The sequence below is a fragment of the Corynebacterium sp. KPL1995 genome (genome assembly GCF_000477935.1).
Classification (GTDB): Bacteria; Actinomycetota; Actinomycetes; order Mycobacteriales; family Mycobacteriaceae; genus Corynebacterium; species Corynebacterium pseudodiphtheriticum.
In genome coordinates this window covers 620905-640998 of record NZ_KI515715.1, presented here as the reverse complement: position 1 = coordinate 640998, position 20094 = coordinate 620905, and the positions used below count along the sequence as shown (strand labels likewise).

16 protein-coding genes are annotated in these 20094 nt (G+C 54.7%); 8 read left to right on the top strand and 8 right to left on the bottom strand.

Annotated elements, in window-relative coordinates:
- Nucleotides 1-32 precede the first annotated feature (32 nt).
- Nucleotides 33-1523, bottom strand: a complete 1491-nt coding sequence (locus HMPREF1292_RS02855) for a CCA tRNA nucleotidyltransferase (protein WP_369707190.1) — start codon at nt 1521-1523, stop codon at nt 33-35.
- On the opposite strand from HMPREF1292_RS02855, the gene HMPREF1292_RS02850 reads away from it, so the two are divergent.
- The 7 genes from HMPREF1292_RS02850 to HMPREF1292_RS02820 all read left to right on the top strand — a co-directional run bounded on the left by HMPREF1292_RS02850 (nt 1522) and on the right by HMPREF1292_RS02820 (nt 11977).
- Nucleotides 1522-2352: an NUDIX hydrolase gene (locus HMPREF1292_RS02850; RefSeq protein WP_023018662.1), complete on the top strand. Its 831-nt coding sequence runs from the start codon at nt 1522-1524 to the stop codon at nt 2350-2352. The genes HMPREF1292_RS02855 and HMPREF1292_RS02850 overlap by 2 nt on opposite strands.
- Entirely contained in the window at nt 2349-4694 is a 2346-nt protein-coding gene (locus HMPREF1292_RS02845) for a hypothetical protein (RefSeq protein ID WP_023018661.1), read from the top strand. The genes HMPREF1292_RS02850 and HMPREF1292_RS02845 overlap by 4 nt, the downstream gene beginning before the upstream one ends.
- A 15-nt stretch (nt 4695-4709) precedes the next feature.
- On the top strand, nt 4710-8375 hold the full coding sequence (locus HMPREF1292_RS02840) for a murein biosynthesis integral membrane protein MurJ (RefSeq protein WP_023018660.1): 3666 nt from the start codon (nt 4710-4712) through the stop codon (nt 8373-8375).
- A 138-nt stretch (nt 8376-8513) separates the two neighbouring features.
- Nucleotides 8514-9077 carry an RNA polymerase sigma factor gene (locus HMPREF1292_RS02835; RefSeq protein ID WP_021353375.1) on the top strand — a complete coding sequence of 188 codons (564 nt, stop codon included), beginning with the start codon at nt 8514-8516 and terminating at the stop codon, nt 9075-9077.
- A gap of 127 nt (nt 9078-9204) precedes the next feature.
- Complete coding sequence (trxB, locus tag HMPREF1292_RS02830) at nt 9205-10134, top strand: thioredoxin-disulfide reductase (protein WP_021353376.1); 930 nt, start codon at nt 9205-9207, stop codon at nt 10132-10134.
- A 185-nt stretch (nt 10135-10319) separates the two neighbouring features.
- On the top strand, nt 10320-10643 hold the full coding sequence (gene trxA / locus HMPREF1292_RS02825) for a thioredoxin (RefSeq protein WP_021353377.1): 324 nt from the start codon (nt 10320-10322) through the stop codon (nt 10641-10643).
- Between the two features lie 149 nt (nt 10644-10792).
- Nucleotides 10793-11977 carry an N-acetylmuramoyl-L-alanine amidase gene (locus tag HMPREF1292_RS02820; protein WP_023018659.1) on the top strand — a complete coding sequence of 395 codons (1185 nt, stop codon included), beginning with the start codon at nt 10793-10795 and terminating at the stop codon, nt 11975-11977.
- Between the two features lie 220 nt (nt 11978-12197).
- Here the strand turns inward: HMPREF1292_RS02820 and HMPREF1292_RS02815 are convergent, their stop codons facing one another.
- From HMPREF1292_RS02815 to rpmH, 7 genes are read right to left on the bottom strand one after another with little or no spacing between them, the layout of a single operon-like run.
- Complete coding sequence (locus HMPREF1292_RS02815; protein WP_023018658.1) at nt 12198-13424, bottom strand: ParB/RepB/Spo0J family partition protein; 1227 nt, start codon at nt 13422-13424, stop codon at nt 12198-12200.
- 16 nt (nt 13425-13440) lie between these two features.
- A complete protein-coding gene (locus HMPREF1292_RS02810) occupies nt 13441-14379 on the bottom strand; it encodes a ParA family protein (RefSeq protein WP_023018657.1) in 939 nt (312 codons plus the stop codon).
- Nucleotides 14380-14389: 10 nt separating this feature from the next.
- Nucleotides 14390-14992, bottom strand: a complete 603-nt coding sequence (gene rsmG, locus HMPREF1292_RS02805) for a 16S rRNA (guanine(527)-N(7))-methyltransferase RsmG (protein ID WP_021353383.1) — start codon at nt 14990-14992, stop codon at nt 14390-14392.
- Complete coding sequence (gene yidC / locus HMPREF1292_RS02800) at nt 14992-15999, bottom strand: membrane protein insertase YidC (RefSeq protein WP_021353384.1); 1008 nt, start codon at nt 15997-15999, stop codon at nt 14992-14994. The genes rsmG and yidC overlap by 1 nt, the downstream gene beginning before the upstream one ends.
- A gap of 19 nt (nt 16000-16018) precedes the next feature.
- Nucleotides 16019-16261 (bottom strand): membrane protein insertion efficiency factor YidD, encoded by a 243-nt coding sequence (yidD, locus tag HMPREF1292_RS10635; RefSeq protein WP_338133609.1) that lies wholly within the window; start codon nt 16259-16261, stop codon nt 16019-16021.
- 59 nt (nt 16262-16320) lie between these two features.
- Nucleotides 16321-16743 (bottom strand): ribonuclease P protein component, encoded by a 423-nt coding sequence (gene rnpA, locus HMPREF1292_RS02795; RefSeq protein ID WP_024272831.1) that lies wholly within the window; start codon nt 16741-16743, stop codon nt 16321-16323.
- A 3-nt stretch (nt 16744-16746) separates the two neighbouring features.
- Nucleotides 16747-16890, bottom strand: a complete 144-nt coding sequence (rpmH, locus tag HMPREF1292_RS02790) for a 50S ribosomal protein L34 (RefSeq protein ID WP_021353386.1) — start codon at nt 16888-16890, stop codon at nt 16747-16749.
- Between the two features lie 867 nt (nt 16891-17757).
- Between rpmH and dnaA the strand changes: the two genes are divergently transcribed.
- Nucleotides 17758-19464, top strand: a complete 1707-nt coding sequence (gene dnaA / locus HMPREF1292_RS02785; protein WP_369707189.1) for a chromosomal replication initiator protein DnaA — start codon at nt 17758-17760, stop codon at nt 19462-19464.
- The last annotated feature ends 630 nt before the right edge of the window (nt 19465-20094 follow it).

The following is a 20094-nucleotide window of genomic DNA, read 5'->3' as shown; positions in this document are numbered from 1 at the left end:
GGATTTCCACCACTGCTAGGTGAGTGGGGCGTTTAGGCCACTCCCCACTTTTCCCGCAACTTCGCTATGGCTTCCTCTTTGCCGAGGGGGCCGTGCTCCAGGCGTAATTCCTTCAAATATGCCCATGCCTTGCCCACCTCTGGCCCCGGCTCCAGCCCTAAGATTTCCATAATCTCATTGCCATCCAAATCCGGGCGTACGCGAGCCAAGTCTTCCTTTTCCTGGATCTCGTCGATACGCTCCAGCAAATTGTCATAGGCACGACGCAACCGGCGGGCCTTCTTCTGGTTCCGCGTAGTGCAATCCGCGAGTACCAATTTGTGTAATCGGGGGAGAAGTTTACCCGCGTCCGTAACATAACGACGCACCGCAGAATCAGTCCATTCACCTTCGCTAAAACCATGAAAACGCATGTGCAAAAACACCAGATTCGCGATGTCCTCGATCACGGCCTTGGGATACTTCAGTTTCCGCAAACGCTTTCGCGTCATCTTTGCACCCACCACCTCGTGGTGATGGAAACTCACGCCTCCACCGGGCTTTTTCGCCCGTGTAGCAGGCTTGCCGATGTCATGCAGCAACGCCGCCCAGCGCAACACCAAATCGGGCGACTGCTCGTCGTCTTCAAGATCAATCGCCTGTTGCAACACGGTCAAGGAATGCTTGTAGACATCTTTATGCTGCAGGTGTTCATCCGGCTCCATCGCTAAAGCGGGAATTTCCGGCAGAATATGTCCTGCTAGCCCGGTTTCGACAAGCACCTCGATGCCTGCGACGGGGTTCGCTCCCGCCATCAGCTTGTCCAATTCCACCTGCACGCGCTCGGCGGTAATCCGGTTAATCTCACCAGACATTTCTTTCATTGCAGCCCGCACCCGATCCGCAATGCGCAGCTCCAATTGGGAGACAAAGCGCGCGGCACGCAACATGCGTAGGGGATCATCGCGGAAGGAAATTTCCGGAGCATCTGGGGTATCCAGCACACCGGCCACCATGTCGGCGAAACCACCAACCGGGTCGTGGAACCGTCCGGTGATCCGGCTCGGGTCGTCGTCGGCAAGCGTCAACTCCACCGCCATGGCATTGACCTTGAAATCTCGGCGGATCAAATCGCCTTCCAAGGTGTCGCCGAACTCAACAACGGGGTTTCGGGAATCGCCATCATAAGCGTCGGAACGGAACGTCGTCAGCTCGATCTGCTCCCCCTTTTTCACGGCAGAAACCGTGCCAAAAGCAATGCCAGTATCCCACACGGTCTCGGCCCAGTCATTCAAAATCGGCTGCACCACGTCGGGGCGGGCATCGGTAGTAAAGTCCAAATCATGGCCCAGCCGCGACAGCATGGCGTCGCGGACGGAACCGCCAACCAAAAACAGCTGATAACCGGCCTCGTCAAAACGCTGCACCAACCCCGACAAAAGCGGAGAAAGTTCGCGGACGGCCTCGGTTGCGCGTGCTAACAGAGCAATCTGCTGGGTGTCTGAAGAATTCACCCCCGTTAGTCTACTACGATCATCTGTAATGACTAACGAGGAAAAGAGCCACAAAAGCCGACGCCGACGCCGACGTCGCCCGGCCGCGCAGAAGGGAGGTCCACATCCCGCCGGCGGCACCAATAATGCTGCAAAGAACTCTGGCGCGAAGAACTCTGCTGCAAAGAACAGTGGCGCGAAGGATACGGAAAATAATTCCGGGAAGAAACGTCCAAAAGCTGCACACAAGAGCCAGCAAAACCACCAAAACCAGCAGAGCAAACAGCAGCCAGCAAAGCAGCATCCCTCCAAACAGCCTGCACGCTCGAATAAAAGCGCACACCAACGCAAGGGACACCACTCCCAACGTTCCGTTATGGAAACCCGCACGGAAACCTCCGCGGGCGGTTTGGTGCTTTCCGGTCTCGCCGAAGCTGTGGCAGAAAACGGGAAGGTGGACCTTGCCAGCATCTACGTTGCACTGATCGGCCGTTTGGATCGCCGGGGTCGGCTGCTGTGGTCAATGCCGAAAGGGCACGTGGAGCCGGATGAAGATCATAACGTCACCGCCGAGCGGGAGGTGTGGGAAGAAACGGGCATCCATGGTGCGGTTTTTGCGCACCTAGGTGTGATTGATTATTGGTTCGTCTCCGATGGAGTACGCATACATAAAACTGTGCACCACCATTTGTTGCGCTTTGTTGACGGCTGGCTCAACGATGAAGATCCTGAGGTGACTGAGGTTGCCTGGATCCCAGCCTCCGAGCTTATCGAGCGCCTGGCATATGCCGACGAGCGCAAATTAGCGCGAAAGGCCCATGATTTATTGCCGGAGTTGGCACGTGCAGAAAAAGAGGCGGGAAGGATCACCCCGCGATGAATCGGTTGGCTGCTTCGTCTGCGTTGGTGGCTTTATCCGCTCTTGTCACTGCTCCTGCTGCTCTGGCGGCACCCGAACCGGTGCCGGTATCACCTGATAATTCTGACCTATGGGGATTGCCGCACGATGAGCTAGCTGACAATGATGTCTCGCTGTCACTGACTTCTTTGAAAGAAGCTGCTTCCGGAGATTCCGCAACTGGGTCTGTGAAGCTGGGGGAGAAGCTGCGCGCGAAATTCCGTGTGGATAACCGCTCGACGTCTGAGTTGACGGACGTTCAGGTCACCGTACGTCGTGCTGCTGCAGTGGATTCGGCGGCTGCGGCGCAAGCCGCACTGGCGGGAAGTGATTTTCCGTATTGGGCTAACGCGACGAAGGTGGACTCGGTGCAGCCGAATAGTTCCACGGCGGCGTTTCTGGATATTGATACTGCGTTGGCGGCCTCGCCGAGCCTGAGCATTGAAAAGCCAGGAGCTTACCCGTTGTTGTTCACGCTCACGGGGATTCAGGATGGCGACCCGGTACATTTGGCTAGCGAACGCCTAATTTTAAGCGTGGGGGATCCTAATACCGTGGACCTTGACGACGCTACCGGCACCCCTGCTATTGCTAACAGCGAACACGGGTTGTCTCTCATCGTGCCGGTTTCGACAATGATTGATCCGGTGCCGGGAGCCACGGGTGATGATCCGTTAATCGTGCGCTCGGAAGATTTCACCCACCAAATTTCCGCAGGCGGACGGCTGTATGAGCTAGTCAAAACGTATCGCGAACACGAACTTCGTGGTGCATCATGCATGGCTTTAGACCCCGCAGTGGTGAATTTCGCATCGCGGATGACCGAGGGCTACTACGTCAACGAGCAACGCCCAGAAATTAATAACGAGCCAGTGCGTCTGCGGGATTCTTGGGGAACCAACAAAGAACCAGATCTCGGCATCGAAGGCACAGGGGCTGACAATGCACGGGTCTGGCTGGATATGTTGCGTGAGATCGATTGCGTCCTGGCGATGCCGTGGGCAAACACGGACCTCAACGCTGTACAAGGCACCCATGACGGCTGGATGTTGCATGAAGCCACCGATCGCGGCCCGGAGTTGCTGCAGCGGATCCTTGGCCTGGACGCCAAGCCGCTAACGCTTCCCGGAAACGGCTATGTTTCACGGGAAACATCCTATGCATTAGGAAACCTTCCGGAAGGTGCTCACTTAATACTGGCAGATAATGCGGTAGCCACCGCTGCCGAGGCTCTCGCGGACCCAGAGATCCACCTGCGAGCATCCACCTTCGACAGTGCACTGGCGGCAATCTTAAGCGATACCGGCCAGCAGCCAGTCACGTCCCCCTTCACGCCCTTGGCACACCGCACCGGGGAAACGAAAGCCTCGGAACATGCGCGCACGATCACCGCTGCCAGCACGCTCCGCGCCACCGTTCGCAACCAAGGTACGGAGTCAACCGATACTGCTACCAACGGCAACACCATCGCGTTGCTACCTGCGCTTGTCGACGCCACCGTCGCCGATACCTTGCTCGAGACCGCAGCTGAACTACTGTCAGAACCGGGCATCACCCCGCAACCACTGGGCGCAGCCGTCGACAAGAACGCTATCGATCCCGCAGACGCCCACGAACTAGCCGCGCACACCGATGCTTCCACAACCCCCGCATCCGGAAGCCCGTATCCAGACCCCACGGTGTTCACCGACCTGGAGCTCACCCAGGTGCGGCAACAGGTGCGCTATATTAACGAGCTCATGTCGATCATGAACAATGATCCCGCAATCTCGATGACTCGTTATGAGTATACTCTGGCACTACGTCGCGACATGCTTATCGCCTTGTCGCACCACCAGCGCAACACACTTTCAGGTTATGACAGGGCAGTCGCCGCCACCTCCGAGCGCATCAACGCCAATCGCGCAGTATTGAAAGAGCTTCGCGAGTCCGTTTCACTCGCACCCCCAGGCAATGTCTATACGCGCGTCTCAGATTCCTCTCCACTGCTTGTCGTCGCCAAGAATCAGCTTCCACTACCGGTGACTACGCAGCTGTCGTACAACTCTCCAAAAGGAACGCGTCTCAACACGCCGGAGCAGGTTAGCATTCCCGCTCGTGGCTCGATTACCGTAACAATGACAGCTGATATCCCAGCGGATCGCGGAAGAACTGATATCCGGCTGTGGCTTGCCACACCCAACGGCTCTGGAATTTCGCAACCAGTGGAAATCACGGTAAACACTCGGAGCGATTCTGTGATCATATACAGCGTCGTCGCCGGGCTGGCCCTGGTATTGGCTACGACAGTGACGTTGCGGGTGCGGCGTCGCAGAAAGAATTAGCATGAATAGATTGGTGTGTCGTTGACAGATACTGAAACTACTTCGGTTCGATCTACTCGCGGACGCATCGTCGAGCCGACACCACCGGCTCCGGTACCGAAGAAACGTCCGCAGCCCCTCGCTGTGCCGGACGCCGAAGATAAATCCGATCTGCGTCGCGGACGCAATGACGAAAAGGCCAGCGATGCTGATGTCGTCCGCGCTACAGGTTCGATGGCGATCGCCACGCTGATTTCTCGTATCACGGGCTTTCTGCGCAATGTATTGATCACCGCCACCTTGGGTGCTGCGGTAGCTTCGGCCTTCAACACGGCGAATACGCTGCCCAACCTGATCACCGAGATCGTCCTAGGCGCGGTGTTGACCTCACTGGTGGTTCCAGTGTTGGTGCGTGCCGAAAAGGAAGATCCCGATAGGGGAGAGGCCTTTGTCCGCCGATTATTTACCTTAGCGATTAGCCTACTGGGCACGATCACGCTGATATCTTTGCTGACAGCGCCGTGGATCACCAGGTTGATGCTGCCGGAATCCGGCCAGGTCAATGAAGTTCAGGCGACGTCGTTCGCGTTTTTGCTGCTGCCACAGATCATGTTTTATGGGCTTTTTGCCCTGTTCCAAGCAGTGCTAAACACCAAGGGGATTTTCGCACCCGGTGCCTGGGCACCAGTGGCGAATAACGTTATCTCCATCGGCGTGTTGCTGTTGTACTGGACGGTTCCGGGCTCGCTGAACCCGGCTGCACCATCACCGATCACGGATATCCACGTCGTATTGCTCGGCTTGGGTACCACCGCTGGTGTCATCGTCCAGTGTCTGCTTCTGGTGCCGTATTTGCGCCGGGCGAAGGTCAATCTAAAGCCGCTGTGGGGCGTGGATGCACGCTTAAAGCAGTTCGGTGGCATGGCTGCCGCGATTATCGTTTATGTGGCGATTTCACAGTTGGGGTACGTCATTACCACGCGCATCGGTGCGCTTGCCGACGCCCAAGCGCCAATCATTTACCAGCAGGCGTGGCTGTTAATTCAGGTGCCGTATGGCGTCATTGGCGTCACGCTGCTGACTGCGATCATGCCACGGCTTTCCCGCAATGCTGCCGACGGCGACGACAAAGCCGTGGTTCGCGACCTGACGGTGGCCACCAAACTGACGTTCATCGCGCTGATCCCCATCGTCGTGTTTTTTACCGCTTTTGGCACTCCTATCGCGCAAGGCCTGTTCCAGTACGGCCTGTTCGGTGAAGAGAGCGCGGTTTTGCTCGGTTGGACACTGAGTTTTTCTGCGTTCACGCTGATTCCATACGCATTAGTGCTGTTGCACCTGCGAGTGTTTTACGCGCGTGAGGAAGCCTGGACACCAACATTTATTATCGCCGGCATTACAGCAACGAAAATTGCGCTTTCCTTGTTGGCTCCGGTCATTGCTGCCCGCCCCGAGACGGTGGTTATTCTGCTGGGCGCAGCGAATGGCTTCGGCTTCATCACCGGTGCCATCATCGGTATTTTCTTGCTGCGCCGGAAGTTAGGCTCGCTGCGTGCTCGGGAGGTGCTGTCCGCTTCTGGCTGGTCGCTGGGCGCTGCTTTCGCCGGTTTGCTGGGCGCGTATGCGGTTCTGTTCTTGTTACGAATGTTGCCGGATTCCTGGGGGCTGGCAATTGTGGACCTCGCACCAGAAACGCTGCAATCAGCTTTGCGTTCGGCGGGAACACTGGTATCCACGATCATCGCGGGCTTGGTATTTTTGACCGTCACCGGCATCGTTTTGTCCTTCTCCAGGATCCAGGAAATCCAGTCACTGGGCCGGGTTGCTCGTCGTCTGCCGGGTCTGTCCAAGCTCATCAAAGTCAATGATTCCGACGACGTCGCCGATGGCGAGATCGACCTGCAAGATATTTCCGCACGCTTTTTGGCGCAAGATACCTTCAACTCCAGTCCGGTGCCACCACCGATGTCTGCTGGCGTCGTCCGTGGCGCCCGCCTGACCCCTGGCGCTCCAGTGTCCGACGGACGTTTCCGGCTGCTACGCGATCACGGCAGTGTCGCCGGAGCGCAGTTCTGGCAGGCGAAAGAAAACGCCACGGGTAAAGAGGTTGCGCTGACGTTTGTCACCACGACAGGTAATGCCCCAATGGCAGCGATGACCCCTGCGCAGTCTGCCCGCGCGGCTGCGGAGGTTTCGCGTCGTACGCGTCGTTTGGCACAGCTGAATTTGCCAGGTATTGCACCAAATATCCGTGTGCTGTCCTATCGTTCCGGTTGCTTGGTGGTCGCGGATTGGATCCCCGGCAGCGATCTGAAGACGGTGGCGGAATCGGATGGTTTGGATCCTGCTGCCGTGGCCGAGGCTTTGGCCCCATTTGCCGATACGATCGCCACCGCGCACGAAAAGGGACAGACCGTCGGTTTGGATAACCGAAGCCGGGTACGTATCTCCACCAAAGGCACCGCGATGCTGGCTTTCCCGGCTGTGCTGAGTGATAACACCATTGAGGGCGATCGTTCCTCGCTGAATTCTGCGATTTCGCAATTGGTGGAGTCGACCTCGCCGACGCCGGAAGAGTTGTCCACGATTACAGAACCGCGTATCCCGCAACAAACTGAAACGGCAGAACTGGCTAAACAGGCTGAACAAACAGACGCAGTTGAGCAGGCTGATCGGGCCAACCAAACTGATCAGGCCAACCAGGCTGGTCAGGCTGACAACCAGAATGCACAAGCAGTTAGGCAATCGGCGACAGCAGCCAGAGAACACGATAGCGACAGGGCTGGCCACGGCACGGAGAAATCAGCCAATGTGGCAGAATCCGCAAGCTCGCAAGCATCCGCAGCGGATGATTCAAAGCTAAGTGGTACTTCAGCACCGAGTGGGACCGCAGCGGCGCACGCTGCTGCCCAAGCAACCGAACCGGTGGAGCCCACCCCACGCGAGATTTCCGACCGATTGCAGCGATTTATCCGCGGCGAGCAAGAAGAAGAACCTGGTGAGGTCGAGGCGCTGCCGGTCGAAGATGAAGCCACGCCAGATGTGGAAGAGCGCGCCGGTTTCGGAGCCCGTGGTTATTCCAACGGTGGGGTCATCGTCATTGCCACATTCACGTTCTTGTTGATCATCGCTGTAGCTGCTTTGTCTGCCTACGTCTTCTCGTTGTTCAACCAAAACGACGATTCCAGCCCGGTCTCCTCGGATGCCATTCACACCACCAGCGCTCCACCAGCACCGGTTATTGATTTGCCGGTGATCCAAATTCTGGCCCACGCGCGTTTGTTCCCCGATGGCCCAGAAGCCCCCGAGGCCATCGACGGAATTCCAGAAACGGTCTGGGAAACAAATCAATCTGACCCAGCGTTGTTGGTTGCCACCCGAGACCCGGTGATCTTGCAAGACCTAGTCATTCGCTCTGAGACCGCCGGTGGAAAATTCTCCGTATTTGCGATCAATGACATTACTGGCGACGACGGTGTCACTGCCATGACACCCATAGATCCCGCTACCATTGACCGGGAATCGTTACCGCGGATTGCTACCGGCACACTGTCGGAGGGCCGCAATAATGTCACCTTGAATGGCCGCAATGAATTTTCTGGTGGCGTATTGATCCAATTCAGTGGCGTGGAAGATGAATTGCGCTTACGTGATGTCATGCTCACTGGCTTGAACACTATCGATAATCTGCAGTTGCAGTAGCCTTCATAACACGTATTCCAAGCGCCGTCCGGTTTTGTTGCACATTGAAATGTGCAATTCCGGACGGCGCTTTCGTCGTACCTACGGTGTAATGGGGGCCACAGGGGAAATTTTTGGGGAAACATAATCGGGGGGACCATGACAGAACACACTGAAATTTCTGATCAACAGTTAGTCGACGATTTCTGCAGTGGCGATGCCAGTGCTTTTAACGCGATTTTCACCAAGCACCGGCGTCGATTGCGTGGGGTAGCGCGCCGCTATGCAGGCAACGATCACGATATTGACGACATCATGCAAGATGCGATGCTTAAAGCCAGCACGAAGCTAGACACCTACCGGGCAGAATCTGCGTTGAGCACCTGGCTGCACCGGTTAGTCATGAATGCCGGTTATGACTACCTCAACCACAAGCATCGCCGGGAAACCCCCACGATTGACGCAGAAGTGGTGCCACACGACCACAACCCAGCTTTGGGTTATGATCCCGCTGGAAGTGTGGATGCGCGAATTTACCTGCAAGATGCTCTTGCAGAACTCGCCGAGGAACAACGCGAAGCTCTGACCCTGACAGATATCGCAGGCTACAGCATTTTTGAAGTCGCTAAACAGCAAGGCGTGGCACCGGGAACCGTAAAATCACGACGTTGGCGGGCACGCCAGGCCATTCGCGACGCCGTCGAACGCGCTCAAACCGGCTAGTTGTTAGGGCAATCATCGTGGGCAGAACCACACCTCCGTGCCATTGCGACCATGCTTGCGTCGCCAAGATTCTGTTTCATTAGCGCGTAGAATATCTGGCAGACAGATCCAGCAACGGAGGAAAATAATGATCGTTCACGATGTCGCCATAATTGGTTCTGGCCCAGCCGGCTACAGTGCCGCGCTTTATGCTGCCCGTGCTGAACTCAACCCAATCGTTTTTGAGGGCTATGAGTACGGCGGCGAATTGATGAACACCACCGAGGTAGAGAACTACCCCGGCTTCCAAAAGGGCATCATGGGCCCCGAGCTAATGGAAGAAATGCGCGCACAGGCCCAACGTTTCGGTGCTGACTTGCGTATGGAATTAGTCGATCGCGTTGAGCTTGACGGTGAAATCAAAAAGATCTACGTCGGCGATGAGGAATTTGCCGCCCGCACCGTAATCTTGGCGACGGGTTCGGCACCACGTCACCTGGGAGTAGAAGGAGAAAAGGCGCTGACAGGCCGTGGCGTGTCTACATGCGCTACTTGCGACGGCTTTTTCTTTAAGGACCACGATATTGCTGTTGTCGGTGGCGGAGATTCCGCAATGGAAGAGGCTACCTTCCTCACCAAATTCGCCCGATCGGTCACCATCGTGCACCGTCGCGAAGGTTTTTCTGCCTCGCCAATTATGCTGGACCGGGCAAAGAACAACGAGAAAATCTCCTGGGAGCTGAATAAGACCGTTGCTGCCATTCAAGAATCTGCAGGTAAGGTATCTGGCCTGACTCTGCAAGACACCCAGACCGGCGAAACCAGCGAGCTGGACGTGACTGCACTATTCGTCGCAATCGGTTCAGACCCGCGTACAGACTTAGTGCAAGGCCAGGTCGATTTGGAAGAAACTGGTTATGTCAAGGTCAACCACCCACACACCCACACCAACCTGGATGGTGTATTCGCGTGCGGTGACTTGGTGGATGACCACTACCAGCAAGCCATCACTGCTGCTGGTTCCGGCTGTCGTGCAGCCATCGACGCCGGCGAGTACTTGGCTGCTGTCGCCCGTTGAGGGCTGTTGGCAGCGGCAGTTCACTGGGAGTCAGCTGGGAATTCCCCCGCTGCAAAATAGAATTTTGCGCAACGTTTACTTGTGGTCATGGCAGACGCGTTTTCGCGCGCCATGGCGCTAATTCGTTGTGACTACACTAGAATTCTTAGTAATTCTTTCTAGAAAACTACGAGGTGACAAGTCACATGAGCAACACAATTGACATCACGTCCCAGACGTTCAAGTCTGAGGTCGTCGAATCAGATGTCCCAGTCATCGTCGATTTCTGGGCACAGTGGTGCGGTCCTTGCAAGAAATTAGGCCCAGTGCTGGATGAGATCGCCGCGGAATACGACGGCAAGATCAAGGTCGCCAAAGTAGACGTTGACACTGAACGCACCCTGGCTGCCATGTTTCAGGTCATGTCTATCCCTTCGGTGATGATCTACTCGGGTGGTTCCAAGGTGGACGAGTTCACCGGCAATTTGCCGAAAAAGCAAATCATCAGCAAGGTCGAGGCCGTTCTCTAGGTTCAACCTAGAGGGAGACCCGAAAGCGGTCATTCTCGCCGTCCCGCATTCACGCGGGCAACATTTTCTGGCGGGAGTGGCTGCAGGACCGAACAAATTCCAAATATGAACACCACGACCATGGCTATCACGCTGCATGAGGGAGCGTTGTGACGAAAGTATTGAAGGTGGGCGATTCTTCAGCTCGCGTAGCAGAAGCTCGTGCCACTTTGGCCCGCCTGGGCATGCTATCCCACTTCGACGGTGACGTGGCGGACTGGAAGACTCAGAAATTCAGCGAAGAAGACAAATACTTCAGCGCTGAATTGGCGGACGCGTTGAAGGCTTTCCAGCAATCCCGCGGCATCATCCCGTCGGGCACGATCGATGAGATCACCCTACGGGAACTTCGTCATGCCTCGTACACGCTGGGTGCCCGGGTGCTGTCTTTCCAACCCAACCAAGAACTATTTGGTGACGACGTCGCCCAACTGCAGCGCCAGCTACAGGAATTAGGCTTTTACAGCCACAACCTCGACGGTCATTTTGGACAAAACACGCACGAAGCATTGAGCAATTACCAGCTCAACTCCGGTTTACAAGATGACGGAATCTGTGGCCCGAACACCATCCACTCTCTTTCTTTACTCGGTCGCCGCATCTCCACAGGCGGATCGGCACAAGCCATCCGGGAACGCGAGTGGGTTCGCCGTGCCGGGCCAAAACTGGCAGATAAACGTGTCGTCATTAATCCCGCGCTAGGCGGCGCCAACAAGGGAGCGACTGTCCGCGGACGTTTTGGTGAGATCACGGAAGAAGAAATCCTCTGGGATCTGTCTTCTCGTATCGAAGGACGCATGATTGCCGCTGGTGTGGAAACTATTATTTCCCGCCCTCGCATGGATGATCCCAGCGAGCGGGAGCGTGCTGATATCGCCAATGCTTTTGGTGCGGACCTCGTGATTAGCTTGCACTGCGATCATTATCGGAATGATAAGGCGAATGGCGCAGCAACATTCTATTTCGGCTCGAATTACGGTTCTTCCTCAATGATCGGGGAAAAACTTTCTGGCTTTGTACAACGCGAAATCGTTGCCCGCACAGAACTACAGGATTGCCGCAATCACGCACGTACCTGGGAAGTACTGCGCCTGCCACAGATGCCAACCATCGATGTCGTTCTGGGGTATTTGACGAACCCACAGGATGTCCAAATTTTGACGCAGCCAAAGCACCGCGATGCCATCGCGGAAGCCATCGTCGTTGGTGTGAAGCGGTTGTATTTGCTGGATCAGGACGATATGAAGACCGGCACCTACAACTTCGCAGAGCTGTTGGAAGCCGAACAGTCTTAGCCAGTGTTTCTCCGGTCTCGTGCATGCAGCATCACGCTAATCACACTGGGCTTTCCGTCTATGAACGCAAACAGTAACGCAAACAGTCGGCAATCAGCACCAAAGTAATCAGCAGAGACGGTCAACAGGAAACAAATAACCCGGGCGCTGTGCACTAGTCGAAGTAACGAGGCACAGCGCCCGGGTTTTCCTTGGGTTCCGCAGAGGTTTCTGCCCACATTTAGTCCGCGGTTCCGGCAGAACCTTCAATGAGCTCCATGATGCGTTGGAAATCATCTTGGTCACCGAATTCGATAACCATTTTTCCCTTACGTTTTCCCATGGACACAGTAACTTTCGTGTCCCATTTATCGGCCAGACGTTCGGCTGTATTCGTCAAATACTCTGGTTGTGGTGCTGGCGAATTTTTCTTCTTCGCTGCTGGTTTTTGCCCTTTATTCAGCAGTACAACGGCTTCTTCTGTGCCTCGCACGGATAGGCCTTCGGCTACCACGCGTTCTGCCAATTGCGACATTTGTTCTTTTTCCTGCAACCCCAATAACGCACGAGCATGCCCAGAAGAAAGCACACCAGCATCTACTCGCCGCTGCACATCTACTGGCAGGCGTAGCAAACGCAGAGTATTGGTGATTACCGGGCGAGAACGCCCCAGCCGGTCAGCTAGCTGTTCCTGTGTCACACCGAATTCTTCCAGCAACTGGTGATAGGCATGGGCTTCTTCCAGTGGATTCAGCTGCACCCGGTGGATATTTTCCAGCAATGCGTCGCGCAGCAAGGCATCATCTGTGGTTTGCCGCACGATAGCAGGGATCGTCGATAAGCCAGCCCGAGAAGCTGCCCGCCAACGTCGCTCACCCATGATGAGTTCGAAGCCGTCTTCCGCCGGGCGCACGACAATGGGCTGCAGAAGCCCGAATTCTTTAATGGAGTGCACTAGCTCTGCTAAGTCATCAGCATCGAAGACGGTACGCGGCTGCTTCGGGTTTGGCGAGATCTGGCCGACGGGCACCTCACGGTAGGTAGCACCGAATTGCGGGCCAAGACTTCCTGCGCGTGAGCGGGTCGCGTTGGACGACGAAGATGCGATCGTTGGCGCGCCTGGAACACTGGGTTTATTGGTGGATTTTCCGGCCTCTGCGGCATCGTCTTTGCCTGTGTCACGACCACCGCCGGTGGTGCCGAACTTCGGGGCCCCGGCCAATCCTGTACCAGAACCAGTGCCAGAGTTAGGGGATTTTCCCTTAGCCATATTCTTCTGGCCAGCCGGGCCAGCGTCACCAGCACCGTGGGCCCCACGGTTGCCGAGCGCCGATCCCAGAATCACATCAGCCGCGGAATTTCCTAGCCTAGGACGCGCGGACTGATCCTCGTCGTTCGCAGAAGGAATCAGGGCAGCCAAGCCACGGCCCAAGCCGCCTTGTTTTTGGTGTGGTTTTTTCTCCGCCATGAAAACTCGTTACTCCTTATGCTTCGTCCGCTGTGTCGTGCACCGTATCGTCGGCAGCCTGATCTGCAGTCTCTTCGGCTGTTTCAGTGGCTTCGTCGGCGTTCTGTTGGGAGAGCTGCGCAAAAATCTCCGGGCTCACACCAATCGGCCCCGTCGAGCTGTGGGGCACGTAGTCACCACGCTCATCCAACTCTTTCGCCGCCGCTCCGTAGGCATAGGCGCCGTGGGAGCTCGGGGAGTAGTCAATCACCGTCTGCCCGTATCCGGGGGCTTCTGAGACGCGTACAGAGCGCGGAATGACGTTACCCAGGACGACGGCACCAAACTGCCCGCGCACTTCGTCGACGACTTGCTCGGCCAACTTGGTGCGCCCGTCGTACATCGTCAGCAACACACCGGAAATGTGTAGATCTGCATTCAGATGCTCGCGGATCATAGTGATGTTGTTCAGCAGCTGACCCACTCCCTCCAGAGCGTAATACTCACACTGGATCGGGATAATCACTTCCTGCACCGCCGTCATCGCGTTGATCGTCAACAGGCCCAGTGATGGAGGACAATCAATGAAGACGTAATCGAACCCGTATTCGTCCAAAAAACCGTTCTTCAAAGCGTCGGAAAGCCGATATTCGCGGCGCACCAAACTCACCAACTCAATCTCTGCACCAGCCAGATCAATCGTGGCAGGGATGCACCAGAGATTGTCACGGTTTGGAGACTGTTGCACGGCTTGTTTCGCCGTGGCGTTGCCGAGTAGGACCTCGTAGCTAGATTTCGTGCCTGTGCGGTGCTCGACGCCCAGCGCCGTAGAAGCGTTGCCCTGCGGGTCGAGGTCTATGACCAACACCGTATGGCCTTGGTGGGCGAGGGCAGCGGCTAGGTTCACGGCGCTGGTGGTTTTTCCAACGCCGCCTTTTTGATTGGCGATCGTGATCAAGCGGGGCTGCTGTGTCATGCCAATGAGCTTACTTTACGCGGTGAACACGTATCAGGGTGGTGGGTTCGTCCAGCTCAGACCCCACAGTAATAATTTCGGCGCGTTCGCCTTTAGCGCGTTTAATCGCGGCTTGATCACGCTCGATTTCTTCGCTTGCCGACGAACCTTTCATCGCCAGCATTATTCCGCCAGGACGACACAGGGGCAGCGACCACCGTGCCAGCTTAGCCAGCGGAGCCACCGCACGGGAGGTCACCACGTCAAATTTCGTGTCTTTGCCAAGGTTTTCGGCGCGCTCGCGGATGACGGTGACGTTGTCGAGTCCGAGTTTCTCACTGACTTCGCTCAGATAATTGGAACGTTTCAGCAAAGGTTCCAACAACGTTACGTGTAGGTCTGGGCGGGCAATAGCCAAAGGGATACCAGGCAGGCCAGCTCCGGAACCAATGTCAATAGTGCGTGAGCCTTCTGGAATTGCCTCGCCGATAACCGCACAGTTGTAAATGTGCCTATCCCACAGTCGTGGGGCCTCCCGCGGACCAATAAACCCACGGGTGGTGGCATCCGTCGCCAAGGATTCGTGATAGGCCAGCGCTAGATCCTGCCGGTCGCCGAAAATACGAGCCAGCATTATTTCTTCTTGCCCTGGTTTTGTTGCTGGTTGTGGCCTTGGTTCTTGCGCTGCTTCTTCGTCTGTTTATTTAGCTTGCGAGCCGCCGGAGCTGGTGCGGAAGAGCGCTTAGCTTCGCGCTTTGCCTCTTCTTCTGCTTCTTCTTCGCGGTCCATTTTGCCGTAGATGATACGGGTTTGGATGAAGGTCCACACGGTGTTGGTCAGCATGTAAAACAGCAGACCGATAGTCCAGATGAAGCCGGTGGCCAAGGTGATTGCTGGCATGACCCACAGCATCATCTTGTTCATCATGCCCATCTGCATCTGCATCATTTCGGCGTTATCCCCGGTGGGTTGCGGGGTCTTGCCCGCTGCGCGGCGAGCTTCCTGGCGGCCGACGGTAAAACGAGCATTCAAGTGAGTCAGCGTCGCAATGGTCAGCACCAACGGCACCGCAACAGCAATGATGTTAAGACGGGTGAAGTCTGCCCCAAAAGTCTGCATAGCGTCTTCCGACATGGAGATAAACGCAGAAAGAGGCACGCCAAATACGTCAGCGTCCAAGAAGGACTGGACATCTTCGACGGAGAACGAATAGTTCGGAATATTGCGGTTTTCTTCTACCGTCAAACCAGGGGAACCAAAACGCTCCTCCGTCCGGTTGAACATGCGCAGCACGTGGAACAGACCAATGAAGACTGGGATCTGTGCCAACATCGGCAGACATCCCGCCAGTGGGTTCATCCCGGATTCTTTATAAAACTTCTGCAGCTCTTGGCTCTGCTTCGTTTTATCATTTTTGTACTTATCCCGGATTTCTTTCATCTTTGGTTGCAGCTCTTGCATTTTCCGGGAGGAGCGCAACTGCGTGATCATGGGCTTGACCAACAAAGCTTTAATGGTCATGGTCAGCAAGATGATGGACAAAACCCAGGTATATCCGGAGTGCGGATCCATCACCAGGCTTAAGACATCACGCCAAAAACCTAAGATCCACGAAATCGGATAATAGATGAAATTAAGCACAAATAATCCTTATTCTGACTTATTCTGATTCGTTCTGACGAGGAGCTTCCGGCAAGTGTGCAAACGGACTTGCCGGATCGTAGCCACCCGGGTGCCAAGGGCCACATTTAGAAATTCTCACGATAGCACAGACCAGGCCTTTAAAAACCCCGTGACGCGCGAAAACCTCCAGGCTATAGGCACTGCATGTGGGCTCGAAACGGCAAGTCGACATCGGTTTCTGGGAAGACAAGTTTTTCTGGTAAAACCTCACCATTGCCACCAGCAACCGGGAAGGACCACGCGCTGCGGGGATAGCTTCCCCATCCGTGTTGTAATACGTCACTGTGTAGCCGCTTCCGCATTCTTTGCAGTAGAAGCATTTGGCGCGATATGCGCAGAAGTTTTCTCGAGCTTTTTCAGCGCACGGAACACTGCACTACGCACGTCTTTGCGCAGCTGTTGCGGCTCAGCGTCGACAAGCGCAGGTAGAGCACGCACGACGACGTCGACCGCAGGGTCAAGTTCTACACATAGCTCGCGGCAGATATGACGCAACTGGCGGGCGGTGCGGTGCCGGACGACGGCATTGCCAATGCTTTTAGAGACGATAAGACCAAAACGGGGACCAGAAACAGCAAGTGTTTCTGATCCCTGTTGCTGATAGCAGTGCGCTATCACGCTGCGTGATCCTGCCCGCCGTCCCTTTTTCGTGACCCGCCGAAATTGTTGCGGCGAAGTCAGTTTATGTTGGCGGGGAAGCATAACTTAAGCAGTCAGCTTCGAACGACCCTTTTTGCGACGGGCTGCCACGATGGCACGGCCAGCGCGCGTACGCATGCGGGTACGGAATCCGTGAACGCGTGCGCGACGACGGTTGTTTGGTTGGAATGTGCGTTTACCCTTTGCCACGGTAGATCTCCTTCACTAAGCGGTGCGACGCTGCCATAGTGGCGCGTCAGATGCAGTTCGAGAACCAACACTCCGCGCCAGCGAGCTTGGGAAAGCGCTGCAACGCACGAGTGCCATTCGGTTCTTCAGTACACAGTCCGAGACTGTGAAAAGACTTAGCCAGACTACGTCACAGCGAGCAGGAAAAACAAATCAACACGCCGTAACAGCCTGGCGATTTTGCTCTCGCCAACCGCCAGCCATGCGGGTACCCCCGGAATCACAAGAATGTTATCCCCAGGAATGAATCAACCCCTGTGAAATACAACCCGGAGCAGTGCTGCACGTTCTCCACAAAGCATCGAATACAGGATCCGTAAATAACAACTATGTGATTCAAGCAGGCTATCGAAGAAAAACCGCTTGCTAGACAGTTTTCCACACCAGCGGGTAGTAATGAAGAGGAGCTTCTACTCACAAGAATCCACAACCTCAACTGTGGATAACTCTCAACAGGAAGTTTATAGTTAGGATAAAAATGCAGGTAGAAGGCCATAATTACCAACAACAAGTTATCCACAATAATGTGAATAACTGTGAATAACATTTCCCGCGAGTCTATTCACAGTTGTGGATAACTCTGTGAAATACTGGTCAAGCTATATTTCTGGCAGCAGCTACCCTGTGGAATCCTCCTGGGGAATTTCATTTGGAGCTTGCTCTGGAATTTGCTGACCAGACATAACTAACTAGATAACAAAAATCGCCGAAAGACTCTCCGAGAACCCAAGGCTAAAACACCAGCAAACACGAAACGACGACCGAACTAGACAGAATCGAGGCACTGTGGCAGACGATGCGTCCACGCTCGCAGAAAATTGGCAGAAGATGGTCGATGACCTTCTCTATATCTCTGACCAACCGGATTCTGACGTACCGTCTTTCACTCACCAACAGCGTGCCCATCTGCAGCGCGCCCGACCAATCACCATGGTCAATAGCTACGCGCTACTGACCGTTCCAAACGAAAATGTCAAGGCGACGATTGAAAATGATTTAGGCCCACACATCGTGCGTATCCTGAATCATTACCTAGGTAAATCTTGTTCATTGGCTGTGTCCATCGCCGCGCCACAAGACGACGAATGGCAGTCCTCGCATTCTCCAGCTCAGGCCAGCCGGGATTACGAACCGCGATACACCTCTCGCTACAGCCCGCGAGAAGAGTCACCAGTATCCCCAGAACGCAATGAACCTGGGGCATCCAGCCCCGCAGCCAGCCAATCGGGAAAGCAATCTTCTTCCACTTCACGGCCGAGTGCTCCGCGACGAACACCGCGTAATCATCACGATTCGCAAATCGAAATCGGCTTTAGCGACCACCAGCCTAGCGCTGCCCCTCGAGAAGCCAATCCGCCCCGGGCAGCAGCCAGTCTCGATGAACTAGCACAGGCATACCAGCAACAACAGGCACAGAAAGCTGGCGCCACAGACACCGGGCAGCCCGATTCTGCCCGCCGTCTACACCGCGAAGCTCCTGCACATGATCCCAACCAGGAACAATCGCTCAACCCCAAATACACATTCGAAAATTTCGTTATCGGTTCGTCGAATCGCTTCGCCAACGGTGCCGCCGTCGCGGTGGCGGAAAATCCAGCACGTGCCTATAACCCGCTGTTCATTTGGGGCGGATCCGGTTTGGGCAAAACACACCTCTTGCATGCAGCAGGTAATTACGCCCAAGTGCTACAACCAAAACTGAGAGTAAAGTATGTGTCTTCGGAGGAATTCACCAACGACTACATCAATTCTTTGCGCGATGACCGGCAGGAATCTTTCAAACGCCGCTATCGCAACTTAGATATCTTGATGGTTGACGATATCCAATTCTTAGAAGGCAAAGAGTCTACGCAAGAAGAGTTTTTCCATACTTTCAATGCGCTGCACCAAGCTGATAAGCAAATCATTTTGTCCTCCGACCGCCCGCCGAAGCAGCTAACCACCCTGGAAGATCGCTTGCGTACCCGCTTCGAAGGCGGATTAATTACTGATGTGCAGCCACCTGATCTGGAAACACGCATCGCGATTTTGATGAAGAAAGCTTCCGCCGACGGCACCCGCGTCGACAGGGAGGTACTGGAATTTATTGCTTCTCAATTCGAGTCTTCTATTCGCGAATTAGAAGGCGCACTGATTCGCGTTTCTGCATATTCTTCACTAATCAACGAGCCGATCGATATGAAGCTTGCAGAAATCGCGCTGCACGACATCCTTCCAGATACAGCGAACCTGGAAATTACTATGTCCACGATCATGGAAGTGACTGCAGAGTATTTCAATATCGAGTTCAAGGCACTGACTGGTGCCGGCAAAACTCGGGCGATTGCACATGCCCGTCAGCTCGCGATGTATTTGTGCCGCGAATTAACCGATAACTCTTTGCCCAAGATTGGCGAAGCCTTCGGCGGTAAAGATCACACCACTGTGATGTATGCGGATCGGAAGATCCGGAAAGAAATGACAGAAAATCGGAATACCTACGATGAAATTCAACAGCTGACGCAAATTATTAAGACGCGAGGTCGCGTTTCTTAAGCTTCGTGTTCGGCTGACACTGCAGCCATCCCAGCTCAATACCCCACCAGGTCCTTGGATTGTCCAGGGCCTGGTTTTCTTTATCCACAAGGTTCTCCACACCTGTGTAATTACACGTTTGTAATTTATGTTTTTTGTAACCCAGACCATAAATACTGGCTGTGAAAGAATTCTGAGCTGTGTGAATCTACCGGTGGAAGAATTGTGGAAAAATCGGTCCATCTTGTGGAGAAGCAGAATTACACGGGAGTTATCCACAATTGCACCGTTTTATCCACAAGAACTACACACGCATAAACACAATCTAAAAAATGGCTTTGAGCTTTGCCGATGACCCATTATTCACAGATATAACAAGGCTTATTGTTACTACTATCTTTTTAACTTGGAAATCTATTAAGAGAAAGAGGGTGTGAAGGAACGGAAGAATTTTTGTTTTGCACCGAAAAATAGACAAAGACCAGCTCGCCTGTAGGAGGTAATTACAACGATGTAACCTCAGCATCCTGGATATGCTCTTGAATACGAATAATGTAATTCAGATAGCTAAATTAGCTAACCCTAAATGACAAGAATTCCCCTAAAAAGCCGTCTTCTGCTACTGGAAAAGTGTTAGGATTTCGGGTAACT

Coding starts and splice junctions, on each gene's coding strand:
- HMPREF1292_RS02850 (WP_023018662.1), top strand. CDS start 1,522: ATGACTAACGAGGAAAAGAGCCACAAAAGCCGACGCCGACGCCGACGT.
- HMPREF1292_RS02845 (WP_023018661.1), top strand. CDS start 2,349: ATGAATCGGTTGGCTGCTTCGTCTGCGTTGGTGGCTTTATCCGCTCTT.
- HMPREF1292_RS02835 (WP_021353375.1), top strand. CDS start 8,514: ATGACAGAACACACTGAAATTTCTGATCAACAGTTAGTCGACGATTTC.
- trxB (WP_021353376.1), top strand. CDS start 9,205: ATGATCGTTCACGATGTCGCCATAATTGGTTCTGGCCCAGCCGGCTAC.
- trxA (WP_021353377.1), top strand. CDS start 10,320: ATGAGCAACACAATTGACATCACGTCCCAGACGTTCAAGTCTGAGGTC.
- HMPREF1292_RS02815 (WP_023018658.1), bottom strand. CDS start 13,424: ATGGCGGAGAAAAAACCACACCAAAAACAAGGCGGCTTGGGCCGTGGC.
- HMPREF1292_RS02810 (WP_023018657.1), bottom strand. CDS start 14,379: ATGACACAGCAGCCCCGCTTGATCACGATCGCCAATCAAAAAGGCGGC.
- rsmG (WP_021353383.1), bottom strand. CDS start 14,992: ATGCTGGCTCGTATTTTCGGCGACCGGCAGGATCTAGCGCTGGCCTAT.
- rnpA (WP_024272831.1), bottom strand. CDS start 16,743: ATGCTTCCCCGCCAACATAAACTGACTTCGCCGCAACAATTTCGGCGG.
- dnaA (WP_369707189.1), top strand. CDS start 17,758: ATGGTCGATGACCTTCTCTATATCTCTGACCAACCGGATTCTGACGTA.